The 14,308-nt window shown below is 75.9% G+C and carries 15 protein-coding genes; 8 read left to right on the top strand and 7 right to left on the bottom strand.

Going from position 1 to position 14,308, the window contains the following annotated elements; all coding sequences use genetic code 11:
- A partial coding sequence (locus DEF28_RS21545; RefSeq protein ID WP_114446205.1) for an AMP-binding protein occupies nucleotides 1–1,663 on the bottom strand: 1,663 nt, incomplete at its 3' end.
- Nucleotides 1,664–1,975: 312 nt separating this feature from the next.
- Here DEF28_RS21545 and DEF28_RS21540 point away from each other — a divergent pair.
- The 3 genes from DEF28_RS21540 (at nucleotide 1,976) to DEF28_RS21530 (ending at nucleotide 3,062) form a co-directional block, all read left to right on the top strand.
- Nucleotides 1,976–2,194 (top strand): hypothetical protein, encoded by a 219-nt coding sequence (locus DEF28_RS21540; RefSeq protein WP_114399774.1) that lies wholly within the window; start codon nucleotides 1,976–1,978, stop codon nucleotides 2,192–2,194.
- Between the two features lie 164 nt (nucleotides 2,195–2,358).
- Nucleotides 2,359–2,880, top strand: a complete 522-nt coding sequence (locus DEF28_RS21535; RefSeq protein ID WP_114399773.1) for an RNA polymerase sigma factor — start codon at nucleotides 2,359–2,361, stop codon at nucleotides 2,878–2,880.
- Nucleotides 2,877–3,062, top strand: coding sequence for a hypothetical protein (locus tag DEF28_RS21530; RefSeq protein WP_114399772.1), 186 nt, complete (start codon nucleotides 2,877–2,879; stop codon nucleotides 3,060–3,062). The genes DEF28_RS21535 and DEF28_RS21530 overlap by 4 nt, the downstream gene beginning before the upstream one ends.
- A gap of 500 nt (nucleotides 3,063–3,562) precedes the next feature.
- Here the strand turns inward: DEF28_RS21530 and DEF28_RS21525 are convergent, their stop codons facing one another.
- Complete coding sequence (locus tag DEF28_RS21525) at nucleotides 3,563–4,165, bottom strand: hypothetical protein (RefSeq protein WP_114399771.1); 603 nt, start codon at nucleotides 4,163–4,165, stop codon at nucleotides 3,563–3,565.
- A gap of 544 nt (nucleotides 4,166–4,709) precedes the next feature.
- Nucleotides 4,710–5,132, bottom strand: coding sequence for an acyl-CoA thioesterase (locus tag DEF28_RS21520; protein ID WP_114399770.1), 423 nt, complete (start codon nucleotides 5,130–5,132; stop codon nucleotides 4,710–4,712).
- A 123-nt stretch (nucleotides 5,133–5,255) separates the two neighbouring features.
- Between DEF28_RS21520 and DEF28_RS21515 the strand changes: the two genes are divergently transcribed.
- Nucleotides 5,256–6,233: a zinc-dependent alcohol dehydrogenase family protein gene (locus tag DEF28_RS21515; protein ID WP_114399769.1), complete on the top strand. Its 978-nt coding sequence runs from the start codon at nucleotides 5,256–5,258 to the stop codon at nucleotides 6,231–6,233.
- A gap of 235 nt (nucleotides 6,234–6,468) precedes the next feature.
- Here DEF28_RS21515 and mmuM read toward each other — a convergent pair whose 3' ends face one another.
- Nucleotides 6,469–7,404, bottom strand: a complete 936-nt coding sequence (mmuM, locus tag DEF28_RS21510) for a homocysteine S-methyltransferase (RefSeq protein WP_181874398.1) — start codon at nucleotides 7,402–7,404, stop codon at nucleotides 6,469–6,471.
- A gap of 111 nt (nucleotides 7,405–7,515) precedes the next feature.
- Here mmuM and DEF28_RS21505 point away from each other — a divergent pair, with 111 nt between their 5' ends.
- The 3 genes from DEF28_RS21505 to DEF28_RS21495 all read left to right on the top strand — a co-directional run bounded on the left by DEF28_RS21505 (nucleotide 7,516) and on the right by DEF28_RS21495 (nucleotide 10,344).
- Nucleotides 7,516–8,235, top strand: a complete 720-nt coding sequence (locus DEF28_RS21505) for a Mut7-C RNAse domain-containing protein (protein WP_114399767.1) — start codon at nucleotides 7,516–7,518, stop codon at nucleotides 8,233–8,235.
- Between the two features lie 165 nt (nucleotides 8,236–8,400).
- On the top strand, nucleotides 8,401–9,222 hold the full coding sequence (locus tag DEF28_RS21500; protein WP_114399766.1) for a lipase family protein: 822 nt from the start codon (nucleotides 8,401–8,403) through the stop codon (nucleotides 9,220–9,222).
- Nucleotides 9,223–9,426: 204 nt separating this feature from the next.
- Nucleotides 9,427–10,344, top strand: a complete 918-nt coding sequence (locus tag DEF28_RS21495; RefSeq protein ID WP_114399765.1) for a Kelch repeat-containing protein — start codon at nucleotides 9,427–9,429, stop codon at nucleotides 10,342–10,344.
- Nucleotides 10,345–10,441: 97 nt separating this feature from the next.
- Here DEF28_RS21495 and DEF28_RS21490 read toward each other — a convergent pair whose 3' ends face one another.
- Nucleotides 10,442–11,389 carry a sugar kinase gene (locus tag DEF28_RS21490; protein ID WP_114399764.1) on the bottom strand — a complete coding sequence of 316 codons (948 nt, stop codon included), beginning with the start codon at nucleotides 11,387–11,389 and terminating at the stop codon, nucleotides 10,442–10,444.
- Nucleotides 11,390–11,863: 474 nt separating this feature from the next.
- Between DEF28_RS21490 and DEF28_RS21485 the strand changes: the two genes are divergently transcribed.
- Nucleotides 11,864–12,481 carry a bifunctional 4-hydroxy-2-oxoglutarate aldolase/2-dehydro-3-deoxy-phosphogluconate aldolase gene (locus tag DEF28_RS21485; protein ID WP_114399763.1) on the top strand — a complete coding sequence of 206 codons (618 nt, stop codon included), beginning with the start codon at nucleotides 11,864–11,866 and terminating at the stop codon, nucleotides 12,479–12,481.
- 26 nt (nucleotides 12,482–12,507) lie between these two features.
- On the opposite strand, the gene DEF28_RS21480 is transcribed toward DEF28_RS21485, so the two are convergent.
- Nucleotides 12,508–13,284: an IclR family transcriptional regulator gene (locus DEF28_RS21480; RefSeq protein WP_158562891.1), complete on the bottom strand. Its 777-nt coding sequence runs from the start codon at nucleotides 13,282–13,284 to the stop codon at nucleotides 12,508–12,510.
- A gap of 87 nt (nucleotides 13,285–13,371) precedes the next feature.
- Complete coding sequence (locus DEF28_RS21475) at nucleotides 13,372–13,944, bottom strand: peptidoglycan-binding domain-containing protein (protein WP_114399761.1); 573 nt, start codon at nucleotides 13,942–13,944, stop codon at nucleotides 13,372–13,374.
- Nucleotides 13,945–14,308: the final 364 nt, after the last annotated feature.

Below are 14,308 nucleotides of genomic sequence, written 5' to 3'. Positions count from 1 at the left end.
CCGCCCCGCCCCTCCGGGCGTGCCCGGCACCATCCACGTGCGCGGCGACCTCGCCTGCGACGGTTACGTGTGGGGCGGCGACGGCGGGGCCGGTGAGGATGGCGGCCAGGGCGGTGCCGAGGTAGGTGTCGGGGACGCCCACGACGACGGCGTCCTCTACGCCGTCGAGGCGGCGGAGTGCTGACTCGACCTCGCCGGGGTGGACGTTGTGGCCGCCGGTCACCACCATGCCGCCGGCGCGGCCGATCAGGTGGAGGGTGCCGGCGGCGTCCAGCCAGCCGTGGTCGCCGACCGTGGCCCACTCCCCCGTCCGCGTGAAGCCGGTGCCGTCGTCGCCCCACACGTAACCGTCGCAGGCGAGGTCGCCGCGCACGTGGATGGTGCCGGGCACGCCCGGAGGGGCGGGGCGGCCGTCGGGGGTGCGCACCTCGACGCGGACGCCCGGGAAGGGCGTGCCGACGGCGTCCGGGGCGTCGGCGGGGGCGGCGTGCGGCGGGGTGTGCCGCACCGTGACGAAGCCCAGTTCGGAGGCGCCGTAGTACTCGCGGACGTGCGCGCCGGGGAGGTGGGAGCGGGTGCGGCGCAGGGTCTCGGCGTCCAGCTTCGATCCGCTGCTGACCACCGTGGCGACCTCCGGATGCGCCGCGTCGAGCTCGGCGAGGCGCCGGGTGAGTCCGCGCAGCATCGTGGGGACGACCACCAGCCGCGTCACCTCGCCGGCGGCCAGCAGGTCGGCCACCGCCGTGACGTCGTACCAGGGCAGGGTGGCGAACGCGGAGCCCGTGTGCAGCACCTCGGCGAGCGCGTACAGCCCGAGGCCGTGCGCGAGCGGGCCTGGCGCCAGCGTGCGGCCGCGGTGGTCGACGTCGAACACCGCGCAGCTGCGCGGCAGGCTGGCCCGCCATGACGCCCGAGAGCGGCGAAACGCCCGCGGCAGCCCGGTGGTTCCGGAGGTGAAGCCGATCAGGAACGTGCCGGCGTCCGCGCCGCCGACCAGTTCCCCGGCGGGATCCGCGCCGAGGTGGGCGGCGAGCCAGGAGGCGTAGCCGGGTCCGTCGCGGTCCCCGCTGATGACGCGGGCCGCACCCTCCTCACCGGGCGCACCGCCCGGTCCGTCCCCGCTGAACGCGGCCTCGCTCTCCCCGCCCAGCGCTCCGGCCGAGCCCCCGCCCCCACCGGGTGCGCCGTCGGCGCCTGCCGGGCCGGCGCCACGAGCACTGCCGGCCGTGCCCCGCGCACCGGCCGCACCGCTCGCTCCCGCCACCAGCACCGGGATGCCGCCGGCGCGGGCCGCCGCGACCACCGCGGGCCGGGAGCCGTCGGTGACGAGCAGGTCCGGGCGCAGGCGGCGCACCACCTCCGCCGCCCGCTCGGGCGGCCACGCCGGGTCGAGCACCGCGCAGGCGCCGTCGCCCGCGGTACCGCCGACGAGCAGTTCGGCGAAGGCGGGGTGGTTGCCGACGTCGACCGCCAGCAGCCGGCCGTGCTCCCTGATCCCCCACCCGGGCGGGTGGGGGACCGCGGGGACCGCGCGCAGCCCGGCGGCCACAGCGGCGGCCCGTTCGGCGACCGCCCGGTAGTCGAGGCGCTGCGCGCCGATCCGCAGGGCGGTGGCGTCCGGGCGCTCGCGGTACCAGGTGGCGATCCGTTCGGCGAGTGGCACGCGGCCTCCTGTGGTCCCGGCGTCGCGGCGCCGTCAGCGGTCGGTCTGTCGTCGGGCACCGGTCGGCGGGGGCGCGGACCGGGCGGTGCGGTCCTCCACTGCCGGCCATGCTCGCACGGCTCCGGACAGCGTCGCCGCTCCGGCCGCGCGACCGCGCGGGCCGGCATCGGCCAGCGCGTCCGGCCCCGGCGCGCGCCTCCCCCGCGTCGATCCCCGGCGAGCCGTGTCGGGCGGGACGTCACGGTCCGGCCCCGCCGCGCCCCTGTCTGTCGGAGGCGCCGGGTCAGGGGCGCCGGGAGCGGAGGAGTCAGGATGGAGCCGTGGTGGGTCGCGTTGGCACTGGCGGTGGTCGCCGAGCTCGGCGGTCTGGCGGCGGTGTGGCTGCGGTTGCGCTCGCGCGAGCGCCTGCGGCGGCACGAGGCGGCCGCGCGGATCGCCGCCGCGCGGGTCGTCGCGGGAGGAGGCCGCGTCGCCGAGTACCACCCCGACGGCACGGAGAAGGTGGTGATCGAGGTCCGATCAATTCAGTGACCCAGATCACACGAATCGACGTCACGAATCGGTACGTCCCGCCACCAAAGGACTGATGGCGGATCGAGGAGCGGAGCCGGACGGCGGTCGAGGGGGGCCCCGCCGACCGGCACCCCGCTCCTCCCCATCGGGGGGGATTGGTCACTCGGTTACAGGAAGGACCCATGACCAGCGATCCGGCCACCGCCACCATCACACCGGACCACCTGCGCACGGCCGCCCGGCTGGCCGCCGCGCTGCATCTGGGCGAAGGAGGGAGCAAACAGGATGCGGAGGACGCCGTCAGCTACGCGCTCCTGGAGCTGTGGAAGCGAGAGCGTTCGGCCCCGGGGGAGATCCACAATCCCCGGGCGTGGATGGCCACCGCGGCCCGGCGCCACCTGCTGCGGACCTTCGAGCGGGCGAAAGTCGAGGCCGCGCACGAGCGCCTCCCGGACCGGCCGGCGCGCGTCGGTCGCCCCGAGGCCGAGTACGAACACTCCGAGGCCGCCCGCCGCGCCATGGCGCTGGTGGCCCGGCTGCCCCGGGGCGAGCGCTCGGCCGTGGCGCTCCGGAGCATCGACGGCATGGACACCCGGGAGATCGCCGAGGTACTGGGGATCAGTGAGGACGCCGTGCGCGCCCGGCTGAGCCGCGGCTACCGCACGCTGCGCAGGCTCCTGACAGAGGGGGATCGGACGCGGTGAACACCGAGAAGTGCTGCCTGGACGGCGCGGACGCCGCGATGCGCGCGCTCCTCGCCCGGGCCCGCGAGGAAGCGGAGGACGAGTGGCGGGCCCGGCTGACCCGCCGCCTCCTCGCCGAGGCAGCACAGGGGGCCGACGCCCGGCGACTGGCCGACGACCTCGGCCTGCGCGGCGGCGAGTAGCCGGCCGCCCGGCGCCACCCCGGCGCCGGGCGGCCGGCACCGCCGCCGCGCCGAGACCGTCCGGCGGCCACCCCAACGGCGCCGCGTCCCCTCGCCCGTGCCCGGCAGCGGTCGACCGCTCACCGCCCACGGCCTCGACAGACGCCTGGTGGGAAAGCAGGGCTACCTGCCGGGACCTGATGCGGCCTGGATCGCTTGTGCCAGTTCGTCGTAGCGGAACTGGCTGTCCTGACCTTCCAGCTCGCGCACAGCAGCCAGGAACGCCTGCCGTGCCCCGTCCTTGCGGAGTGGCGCAGGGACCAGGGAGAAGAACGTGACCGGGAGTCCGGGCAACGCTGCCGCCGTGCGGCATTCGTCGTTCTCGGCCCAGGCGGCGGGAATGTCGCCCAGGTGCTCGGCGGCCAGGTACGGGGCACGCGACGAGACCGCCCATTGAGCTGGGTTCTCAGCTGTGCGCCAGCACTTGGCGCCATCAGGATCTCGGCCACGTAGCCATACCTCTACGGTCCGGGGCGATGCTTGATCACAGACGCCTTCTGCCAGGGCGAAAGGTTCTGGGACTTCGGCTCCAGCGACGGAAGAGCCGTCCGGACATGCCTGAGCTCCACACGACCGAGGATCCCGATCTGCTCCGCGGTCAATTCTTGGGAGCTGTCTGGCGGGTCGATCTGCTCGATGTCGTCCGCGATCCGGGCGCGCATGGCGTGCTTGGTCTCACTCCAGAAGGCGTCCAGGTCACCGGGGTGGACGAGCGCCCGGATTCGCACCTCAAGCGACTGTTGTTCGAGTCGGCCGATGACAGCGGCTATGGCCTGCCGCACTGCTGAGCGGTCCCGTCCAGCGAACGCGCGGCGGCAGGTCGCATATCGGTTGGCCATGGTCGGTCCGCTCAGGACGCCGACGCCCGTCGGCTCCACGAGGGCTTGTTCGGCGGCGAAGACGACGCTGTTGCGACGAGTGTCGGACTTTATCCTGTCGAAGAAGACCTGGGCCGGGTATTCGCCGCTGCCGACGAACGACGCCGCTCCGACGTGATCACGAAAACGCTCCAGTGACCATGGGTCCGACTTCCTGGTGGCGCACCCGGTCGGTCTCCAGCTCAAGATCCATCATTGGCGCCCCGCCCCCTGGCTCCGATCCGCCACGGCCCCGTACGCCGTACCACGAGGCGGCGTCCTGAGTGGCGCGGTCGCCCGGAACGCGGCCACCCCCTGGTTGGCACCCTCACCGCGCCCAGTTCTCCGGCCCAAGGGCTACGTCCGCGACGGCGGCAGCGCTCTCATCGCGATTGCTCGAATGGCCCTCTGGGCCGAGCATGCGAGTTTCGGTACGCCGGGCGGGCCCTTAGCAGCGTCAACCGCGAATCGACGCGCTGCTCGGGGTTGCCGGAGAACGGACATCCCGGCCGGGGAGCAGCGTGGAGCGGGGAGGGCCATTCACCGTCACCGGTGAATCGTTCGCTACCGACTACCCAAGCCACGCCGCATTCGACACGCTTCTTTGCGCACGCGACGTGCGGCGAGGGGACACGCCGTCAACGGGGAAGAAGGGAGGACACGCACGCGCCCGCCGAGCACGCACGACCGCGGCCGCGCGGCGGCGGGCCACCAGGCCCTCTGCCTTCGCCGGTCCCCGTTCGCCGCTGACTCAGAACGCGCCGCCGGCCCCGGCCCCGAGGGCGGCCAGGGCCGTGCGGGTCTCCTCCGGGACCGGGATCGTGCGCCGCGTCGCGGGATCGACGCAGACCCACACCACCTGGGTCCGCACCGCCGGGGACGTGTCGGGGTGCTCGGCGGGACGGGCGGTGACGTCGAAGGTGAGGCTGGTGCGGCCGATGCGCGCCGGCCGGGCGGTGACGTCGATGAGGTCGCCGAAACCGAGCGGCCGGTGGAAGACCACCTCGACCTTCTTGACGTGGTAGACGGCGGTGCGCGAACGGGGGTCGAACCGGTCGGACAGTCCCGCCGCACGGAGGAGGTCGGTGACGGCGTCCTCGGCGTAGGCGACGTGGCGGGCGTTGTGCACGTTGCCGTGCATGTCGACGTCGGAGAACGCGATCCGCACCCGCACCCGCCCGCTCCTCCCGCCTCGGCGCCGTCCGGCCGGACCGATTCTTTCCGGGCGCCGCGCCGGATGTCCACCCGCCGGCTGCGGCATGATGGACCGGGTTTCCACCGGACCGGGGAGGTCGGCTTGTATCGCGCGATCGCGAGGTCGTTCGGCCCGGCGGCCGACGTGGTGCGGGTCGAGCCGTACCAGCCGGACCCGCCGGGGCCCGGGGAGGTCTGGGTGCGGATGACGGCGGCCACCGTGAACCCGTCGGACCTGGTGACGATCTCGGGCGCCTACGCCTCGCGGACCCGGCTGCCGCTCGTCCCGGGTTTCGAGGGGGTGGGCGTCGTCGAACGCACCGGTCCGGACGTCGGCACCCTGGCCGTGGGGGACCGGGTGCTGCCGATCGGCAGCCCGGGCGCGTGGCAGCGGATCAAGCGCACCGAGGCGCGCTGGTGCTTCCCGGTCGCCGACGGACTAACCGACGCGCAGGCGGCCACGAGCTACATCAACCCGCTGACCGCGATGCGGATGATCGAGGAGCATGTGTTCCCCGGCCGGACCCGGCACGTCGCGGTGAACGCGGCGGGCTCGGCCACCGCGGCGATGCTGGCCCGGATGCTGCACCGGCGCGGAGTCAGCGCCATCGGCCTGGTGCGCGGCGACCCCGGCGCCCCGGGACGGGCGGAGGCGCCGTGGGCGGCCGTGCTGAGCACGGGGCGGGCCGACTGGCACGAGGAGCTGCGGCGCCGTACCGGGGGCCGGGGGCCGGACGTCGCCTTCGACGCGGTCGGCGGCGCGGAGGGCGAACGCCTGGCCCTGACGACCGCCCCCGGAGGACGGCTGGTGCACTACGGCCTGCTGTCCGGCCGCCCCCTGCCCGCCGATCTCACCGCCCGCCGGCCGGACCTGGGGCTCCACCTGTTCTGGCTGCGCGCGTGGGTGCACGCCGCCGACCCCGCCGACGTCCGGCGCGCCCTGCGCGCGGCCGGCGAGCTGGTCCGCAGCGGGGACGCGGCCACCCGTGTGCAGGCCCGGTTCCCGCTGGCCGAGATCGGCACCGCACTGCGCGCCGCGGTCGAACGGGGCCGGGACGGCAAGGTCCTGCTGGAACCGTGAGGGCCGGGGCCCGCTGGCGTCGCGCCCCCGGCGCTGGGCGCCCAACGCCCCGCCGGCACCGGCGGCGGGACGAGATGCGGCCCACGCCGGCACGGGCCCTGCGCGCCGGACTGCCGCTCCCCCGTCCGGCGCGTCCTCGGTGGCCCCCGTCGGCGTTGTCGTCGCGGGCCCGGGGCCGGGCTGGGGGCCCGCCGCGCCCGTGATGCGTGCGGGGCCTGCCGACAGCGCGTTGCGCTCAGCGGCCTGCGACGGCCGCCGCCAGCCGGGTGATCTCCGCCGGCCCCACCCGGCAGCAGCCGCCGACCAGTCGCGCGCCGGCCGCGGTCCAGGCGGCCGCGTACCGCACGTCGAACTCCGAGGGCCCGCGCCAGGCGCCGGAGGCGCCGTCCCACGTCTCGCCGCTGTTCGGATAGCCGACGAGCGGTTTGCCGGTGACCCGGGCGGCCACCCGCAGCGCCTCCTCGACATCGGCCGGGGAGCAGCAGTTGGCACCCACCGCGATCACGGAGTCGGATCCGGCGGCCAGCGCGAAGGCCTCCTCCAGCGGCTGTCCGGCGCGGGTCGCACCGCCCGCGACGGTGTAGGAGAGCCACGCGGGGACGCCGAGGCCGTCGGCCGCCCGCAGCAGCGCCTCGGCCTCGCGGGTGTCCGGAACGGTCTCCAACGCGAGTACGTCCGGGCCGGCCTCGGCCAGGACCTCCAGGCGGGGCCGGTGGAAGTGCTCCAGCTCCCGCACGCTGAGCCCGTAGCGTCCCCGGTACTCGGAGCCGTCGGCGAGCATCGCGCCGTAGGGGCCCACCGACGCCGCCACCCACATCGGCCGCGAGACGCCCGCCGCCCCCGCGCGCTCCGCCGCCTCCCGCGCGAGGGCGACGCTGCGCCGCAGCAGGCCGGCGACGCCGGCCCGGTCCACCCCGTGGCGGGCGAACGCCTCGAAGGTGACCTGGTAGCTGGCGGTGGTGGCCACGCTCGCGCCCACCAGGTAGTAGTCGAGGTGCGCCCGGAGCACGGTGTCGGGGTGCTCGCGCAGCGCGCGTCCCGTCCAGAGCCCGCCGGACAGGTCCGTTCCGGCCGCGGCCAGCTGGTTGGACAGGCCGCCGTCGAGGACCACGGTCCCCGCGGAGAGCGCCGCCGCGAGCGAACCGCGCGGCGGCCGGGCGGGTGCGGGCACGGCGCCTCCCCTGGTCGCGGGCCGACCGGCCTCCGCCGGTCCACGGTCGGAGACTACCCGCCGCCGCGCCCGGCCCGCGGCGGCAGGCGGCCCGGGTGGCATCCTTGGAGGGTGGACCAGCCGACCCTGCACCTGGGCTTCGCCGCCGAGCTGCGGTTCTTCCTGCCGCGGCGGTACCGGTGCGCGCCGGTCGCGGTGCCGCACGACGGCACCTCGTCCCTGGGGCATGTGGTGGAGTCGCTGGGCGTTCCGCTGACCGAGGTCGGGGCGCTGCGCGTCGACGGCCGGACCGTCCCGCCGTCGCACCGGCCCGGCCCCGGCTCGACGGTCGAGGTGGCGGGGGTCCGGCGGCCGCAGGGGGTCCCGTGGTCGCCGCCGCGTTTCGTGCTGGACGTCCACCTCGGCGCGCTGGCGCGGCGGATGCGGCTGGTCGGCGTGGATTCCGCGTACCGCAACGACGCCGACGACGACGAGCTGGTCGTGCAGGCCAACGCCGAGCACCGCGTGCTGCTCACCCAGGACCGCGGCCTGCTGCGCCGCCGACGGCTGCGGGCGGGCGGTTTCGTGCGCGGCGCGCACCCCGACGAGCAGCTGGCCGACGTCCTCGACCGGTTCGCGCCGCCGCTGGCGCCCTGGACGCGCTGCACCGCCTGCAACGGCGAGCTGGCCGAAGTCCGCAAGGCCGACGTCGAGCCGGAGCTGCTGCCCGGTACCCGGGCGACCTACGACTCCTTCGTCCGGTGCCGGGCGTGCGGACGGGTGTACTGGCCCGGCGCCCACCACCGGCGGCTGGCCGCGATCGTGGCCGCGGCCGAGCGCCGCACCGGCTGAGGAGCGCGACGGGGCCCGCCGGTGCCCGGGCCGCTGGCGCGCCGCCCGTCCCCACCGGGTTTCGGCCGGTCGCAAACCCGCCGCGGACCCGCCGCGCGGGTTGATCCGCTACCCTGCGGGAAGTCTGCGTCACGCACCGTAGTCGCACACACCGGGGGAGCAGGGATGACCGAGGTCGCATTCGACCATGCCGCCACCGCGTACGGACTTCCGCACGCCCACTGCCTGGCGCAGGCCGCGGCACTGGCCTACCACGACGCGGACGAGGTCGCCGCGCGCACGGCCGCGTGGGGGTTCCCGATGTCGCGGTCGTTCCGCGTGGCGCACCGCCCGCCGTTCCCGCTGGAGGACACGGAGGGCTTCGTGGCCGCGAGCGACCGGATGATCGTCGTCGCCTTCCGGGGCACCGAGCCGGCCGAACTGCGCGACTGGCTCTCCGACGCCAACGCTGCGCAGGTGCCGCACTCGGCCCGCAGGGGCCGGGTGCACTCCGGGTTCGCCCAGGCCCTGGACGCGGTCTACCCGGAACTGCACGAGGCGGTCACCGCCGCGCGCACCGACGGCCAATCGCTGTGGTTCACCGGTCACAGCCTGGGCGGCGCCCTCGCCATGCTCGCGGCGGCCCGGATGTACTTCGACGATCCCGACCTGCTGGCGGACGGCGTCTACACCTTCGGCCAGCCCCGCACGTGCGACCCGGAGCTGGCCACGGCCTACGACGAGGCGTTCCGCGGCCGGATGTTCCGGTTCGTCAACAACAACGACATCGTCGCCCAGCTCCCGCCCGAGCCGCTCTACCGCCACGTGGCCGCGGAGATGTACATCGACTCCCAGGGGCGGCTGCGGGACAAGAAGGCCTCCTTCCTCGGCGGCGCCGCCGACCGCGTGCGCGGCCACACCGCCGACCTGTTCGCGCCCGGGGCCGACGGGGTCCGCGACCACTTCATCAAGAGCTACCTGGCCGCCCTCGGCAAGCTGGCCGGCTGAGTTCGCGGACGCCCGCAAAGCGGGCATGCGGATTGCTTCCGGACTTCGCCAAGCACACGCGCCTGGAACGGCACGCCGTGCGGGGTGCGAGTGGAATGTCCGTGCAGCCACGGCGCGCGGCGGTTCCGCCGCGCGCCAGCCATGTGCGGCACAGGGCCCGGCCGGCGGCCGGCACACGGACCTCGGGGGAAGGGGGCACCGCCGATGAGCGAGTTCGGTGGTCAGGAGGGCACGGCGCGCGTCGGGGTCGCGCCGTTGTACTGGAGCCGCTACGAGGGGACGGAGTGGAAGGAGCTCGGGGAGATCCCGGGGGTCCAGACCGTCGGCTCCTACGCGGCCGACCAGTACAACGGCGCCCTCTACGTCTGCTACCGCCCGGACGGCAGGGGCGGCCTGTCGTGGCTCCGCTACGAGCTGGAGGGCCAGACGTGGACGGTGCCGCAGCAGGTGCCGGACATGCTGTCCAGTCTGCCGCCGGCGCTGGTGGCCTACCACGGACTGCTGTACCTCGTCTGCGTGGAGCGTGTCACGGGCGTGGAGCGGCCGGTGAAGTGGCGCACCTACGACTCCGAGACCAACACCTGGTCCAGGGTCCAGATGGTTCCGAAGGCGCAGACGTTCAACGGGGTGCACGCGGCCGCGCTGAACAAGCTGCTCTACGTGACCCTCCGGGACGAGAACCAGAACCTGTCGTGGCTGACCTACGACTCCAAGACCGGCGAGTGGAGTGACCCCAAGCGGATTCCCGGCGTGACCTCGTCCTTCCAGTGGGACGTCGCCGCCGCCGGGGGCAGGCTGTTCGTGGTCTCCACGGATGCCTCGGGCTCCTCCGGCCCGCTCCGCTGGACCGCCTACGACCCGGAGTCCAGGAAGTGGTCGCCTCCGCAGGAGATCGTGGGCACGGACGACGCCTGGACGGTGGCGATCACCCCCGACAAGGGGCTGCTGCGGGCGTTCTTCCAGACCTCCTACCCCAACTACGGCTGGTGGTGGGTGTCGTACGACATCGAGAACCAGAAGTGGGGCGACGCCGAGAAGGCCAGCGGCGTGAAGTGGTACAACTACCCGGACTTCGCCCCGTTCGCCGGACCGCTCTACGCCGTGCACCAGGACCGCGCCTAGGTCCGCCCGGCGGGAGTCCCCGTGCGGCGCGGGCGGTGCCGCCCGCGCCGCCAGCGTCCCGCCGCACCGGCCGCACCGGCCGCACCGGGCGGAAGACCTAGTCCAGCGTGAGCTCCGCGTCGCGCGGCGGGATGGCGCCCCGGTGGGCGACGGTGCGGCCCGCCACCCGGTTGGCCGCGCGGGCAGCGGCGGCGACCTCGTCGCCGCGCAGCAGCGCCACCAGGAAGGCGGCGTTCCACGCGTCACCGGCCCCGGAGGTGTCGACGACGCGGTCCGGGGGCGCCGGCGCGACGTGCTCGGAGCGGCCGGGCGGTCCCACGTGTACGCCCGCGGCGCCGTCCTTGACGGCCACGGTCGGGGCGAGGCCCGCCAGCAGCGCGTGCGCGGCCGCCCCGTGCGCCGCGCCGTCCGGCACCGGGGCGGCGGTCAGCGCCACCAGGTCCGACGGGGTGCTGGGGAGCAGGACGTCAACCCACGGCAGCACCTCGGCGGCGGCCGCGCGGGCGGCCTCGGGACCGCCGCGCGCCGCCCAGAGGGCCGGGCGGTAGTTCGGGTCGTAGGCCACCAGGCATCCGGCCTCCCGCGCGACCCGTGCGGCGTGCGCGGTCGCCCGCTGGGCGCTCGCGGAGATGGCCTGGGTGATGCCCGAGAGCAGCAGTGCGCGGCTGCCGGCCAGGTAGGCGGGGTCGACGTCCTCCGGGGCGAGCGTGCTCGCCGCGCTCCCGGCGCGGCGGTAGGTGAACTCGCGCTCGCCGTTCTCGTCCAGGCTGATGAAGTAGACGCCGTTCACCCCCTCGACAAGGCGGGCGTGGGTGAGGTCCACCCCCTCCGCGAGCCACGTGCCGCGCATCCGCTCGGCGAAGGGGTCCCGCCCCACCCGGGTGATGAAGCCGGTGCGCGCGCCGAGCCGCGCGGCCACGGTCAGCGAGTTGAGGACGTCCCCGGCGTAGCGGACCGTGAGCGTGGCGGCGGTCGACAGCGGCTCCACCGAGCTGAGCTCGACCATGCACTCGCCGAGCGCCACGAGGTCCCGGTCAGCGGTCACGCTCGCCTCCACCCATCCGAAGTCGGTCCCGATAGTTGGGATGCATCCCGTGGAACGGGATGCCGATCACTATAGGGACCGTCGACAGCACGCCCCGCACCACCCCGGCACTGGGCGCCCCGCCCCGGGCACACCGCCGCCGGGACCCTGCGTCTCAGTCGGCGGGCCGCAGGGCGGCCAGGAGGGCCTTGGCGGCGTTGGCGAGGTCCGCGGTGTTCGGCATGCCGGCTTCCCGGGGGCTGGCGGACACGTGCGTCGGGAGTGCGCCGCGGCGCGGGTTCCCGATCCTGGCAGCCGGTCGCTACAGGGCGGCGTCCGGCCGGTGAGGTGGCCCCGGTGGCGCGGTGTGCGGCACGCCGCGTCTACGATGTCCCAGAAGTTGACAGCCATCCCTGTATGTGGGATGGCGCGAACGTCGGCCGTCAGCCTCGGACCCGCGGCGCGCCGGCGGTCCGATCCGCCACCGGAGGTTCCATGACCACGCCCACCCCGACGCCGGAGGCCGTCCTCGCGGCCATCGCCGAGGCTGTGCTGCTGCCCGTCCTGCGCACGTCCGGCGTCGACGCGACGCTGGAAGCCGCCGGCCGCCTCGCCGACGCCGGGCTGGGCGTGGTCGAGCTGACCACGAGCATCCCCGGCTGGCCCGACGCCGTCCGCGCGGTGCGGGCGCGGTTCCCGGAGGTGACGGTCGGGGTCGGCACCGTGACCGGGGCGGCGGACGCCCGGCGGGCGCTCGACGAGGGCGCCGCCTTCCTGGTCAGCCCCTACGCCGCCCCGGAGGTGCGCGAGGTCGCCGGAGCGGGGGTGCTCTTCCTGGAGGGCGGTTTCACCCCGGGCGAGGTCGCCGCCGCGCTGCGGGCCGGCGGAGCCGCCAAGCTGTTCCCGGCCCACGTCGGCGGGCCCCGCTACCTGCGCGGGCTGCTCGACGTCCTGCCGGACGCGCGCATCGTACCGACCGGCGGGATCGCGGTCGCCGAGGCGGGCGAGTGGCTGGCGGCCGGGGCGCTCGCCGTCGGGGTCGGGCGCGCCCTCCTCGACGACCCCGACCTGGGGGCCCGGCTCACCGACCTGCGCGCGCGGCGCGCCGGCTGATCCCGGGCGCCCGTCCTCAGCCCGCCTCAGAGCCAGGACAGCGCCGAGCCGCCGCCGAGCTGGCGCCCGAGCCGCGCGCCGGCCCGGGTCACGACGTCGGCGAGCTCCGCGGTCCGCTCGGCGCTCAGGTGCACGGTCGGGACGGTCACCGAGATCGCGGCGGCCGCGGGCGCCCCGGGTGCGGCGATCGGCGCGGCGACGCAGGAGATGCCCAGCTCGTTCTCCTCGCGGTCCAGCGCGTAGCCGTCGGCCCGCGCCTGGCGGACCGCCGCGCCGAACTCCTCGGCGGAGGCCGACGAGCGCCGGGTCGCCCGCGACCGGGGGTCGTAGACCTCCAGGGCCTCGGCGTCGGCGCGCGTGGCGAGCACCGCCTTTCCCAGCGCCGTGTTCTGCGCCCGGACCCGGCCGCCCACCCGGGAGGCGAGCTCGATGCCGCGGCGGGAGCGCGCCTTGTCGATGTAGACGACGTCCGCGCCGTCGAGCACCCCGACGTGCACGGCCTCGCCGGTCCGCTCGGCGACGGCGAGCACCGTCTCGTGGACCACCCCGGGGACGTCGAGTTCGGCCTCGGCCTTGGCTCCGAGCTCGATCAGCTTCGACGACAGCCGGTACCCGTCATCGTCGACCCGGAGGAACCCGGCCGCGACGAGCGCGCTGGCCAGCCGGTGGGTGGTGGACCGGCTGGTCCCCACCTCCTCGACCAGGTCGGTGAGCCGGCGCCGACCGCGCCCCACGGCCTCCAGCACCGCGAGACCGCGCAGCAGCGTCCTGGCCCCGGCCGCGCCAGAGTTCTCGGTGTCCACGGCGCCCATTATCACCGACGGCGGCGAGGGCTCCGGGGGCCGGCCGTGCCGGAGCCGGTGTGACTCCCGCGCCGGCACGGCCGGCGCTCACCCCGCGAGGGCGCCGCGCAGCGCACGGGCGCTCCGCGGCCCGTACTCCCCGTCCACGCTCAGGTCGAAGCGGTGCCGCGGCGCCCGCACGGCGTTCTCCGTCGCGGGCCCGAAGGCGCCGTCCGCGCCGCTCGGCCGCACCGGGTGCCCCGCCGCGGTCGGGGCCTGCTGGAGCTGGACGACCCGCGGTCCGGTGCAGCCGCGTCGCAGCACCGGCGAGCCCGACGGCGCGCCGGCCTCGTCCCCGGCGCCGCCGGTGAAGCCGTCGTCGCGCACGCGTGCGTACAACCTCTCGCCCGGGCAGTCGGCCGAGACGAGGTCGCGGTGCCCGCGCACGGTCCCGGCCACGCCGCGGCCCATCGGGGAGCCGCGCAGGTCCCGGACCGCCTGCACCTGGCTGTCGGTGGGGGCCTCGTCACCGCCGCGCATCAGCGTCACCGAGGACCATGCGGAGTTGCCGGCGGTGGTGCCCTGGGCCGCCTGGTAGCACCCCAGGCCGCGCCCCTCGGACACGCCGTTCCGGCAGACGCCGAACGGGTAGCCGATGCCGGCCCGCCCGTTGGCGTGCACGCGCGAGTCGCGCGTGGACTTCCAGTAGGAGACGCGCGGGGCGCGGCCGGTCAGGTGGAACGTGGGCCGCGGTGGTGCACGGCCAGCCCGAGCACGGGGTCGGCCGGCTCGGTGGGACTGGCGTCCCAGCCCCGGTGCGAACGGCTGCGGAGGACCATGGCTGCCTCTCGGAGGGAGCGGGGGCCGGCCGGGCGCGGGCCGCCCCCGGCCGGTCGGCGGAGACCGGATGACCGCCCGAATCGGGCGGGCGGCTCGGCCGCCGCGGCGGGGTCGGAGTGGCACGAGGCCCCTCCGGCTCCGGATTCGTCGGCGCGTGCGCGGCCTTTGCCGCGTTCCAGCGCCGCCCTTCCCTCCCCCGCCGCGG

The organism is Marinitenerispora sediminis, assembly GCF_003336425.1.
In the GTDB taxonomy this organism is placed as follows: Bacteria; Actinomycetota; Actinomycetes; order Streptosporangiales; family Streptosporangiaceae; genus Marinitenerispora; species Marinitenerispora sediminis.
Note: the sequence above shows the minus strand (reverse complement) of the source record. Positions and strands in the feature narration are given on the sequence as shown.

What these genes read in the sequence shown, in the direction of transcription:
- DEF28_RS21540 (WP_114399774.1), top strand. Translation starts at nt 1,976, where the DNA reads ATGGAGCCGTGGTGGGTCGCGTTGGCACTGGCGGTGGTCGCCGAGCTC.
- DEF28_RS21535 (WP_114399773.1), top strand. Translation starts at nt 2,359, where the DNA reads ATGACCAGCGATCCGGCCACCGCCACCATCACACCGGACCACCTGCGC.
- DEF28_RS21500 (WP_114399766.1), top strand. Translation starts at nt 8,401, where the DNA reads ATGACCGAGGTCGCATTCGACCATGCCGCCACCGCGTACGGACTTCCG.
- DEF28_RS21495 (WP_114399765.1), top strand. Translation starts at nt 9,427, where the DNA reads ATGAGCGAGTTCGGTGGTCAGGAGGGCACGGCGCGCGTCGGGGTCGCG.
- DEF28_RS21485 (WP_114399763.1), top strand. Translation starts at nt 11,864, where the DNA reads ATGACCACGCCCACCCCGACGCCGGAGGCCGTCCTCGCGGCCATCGCC.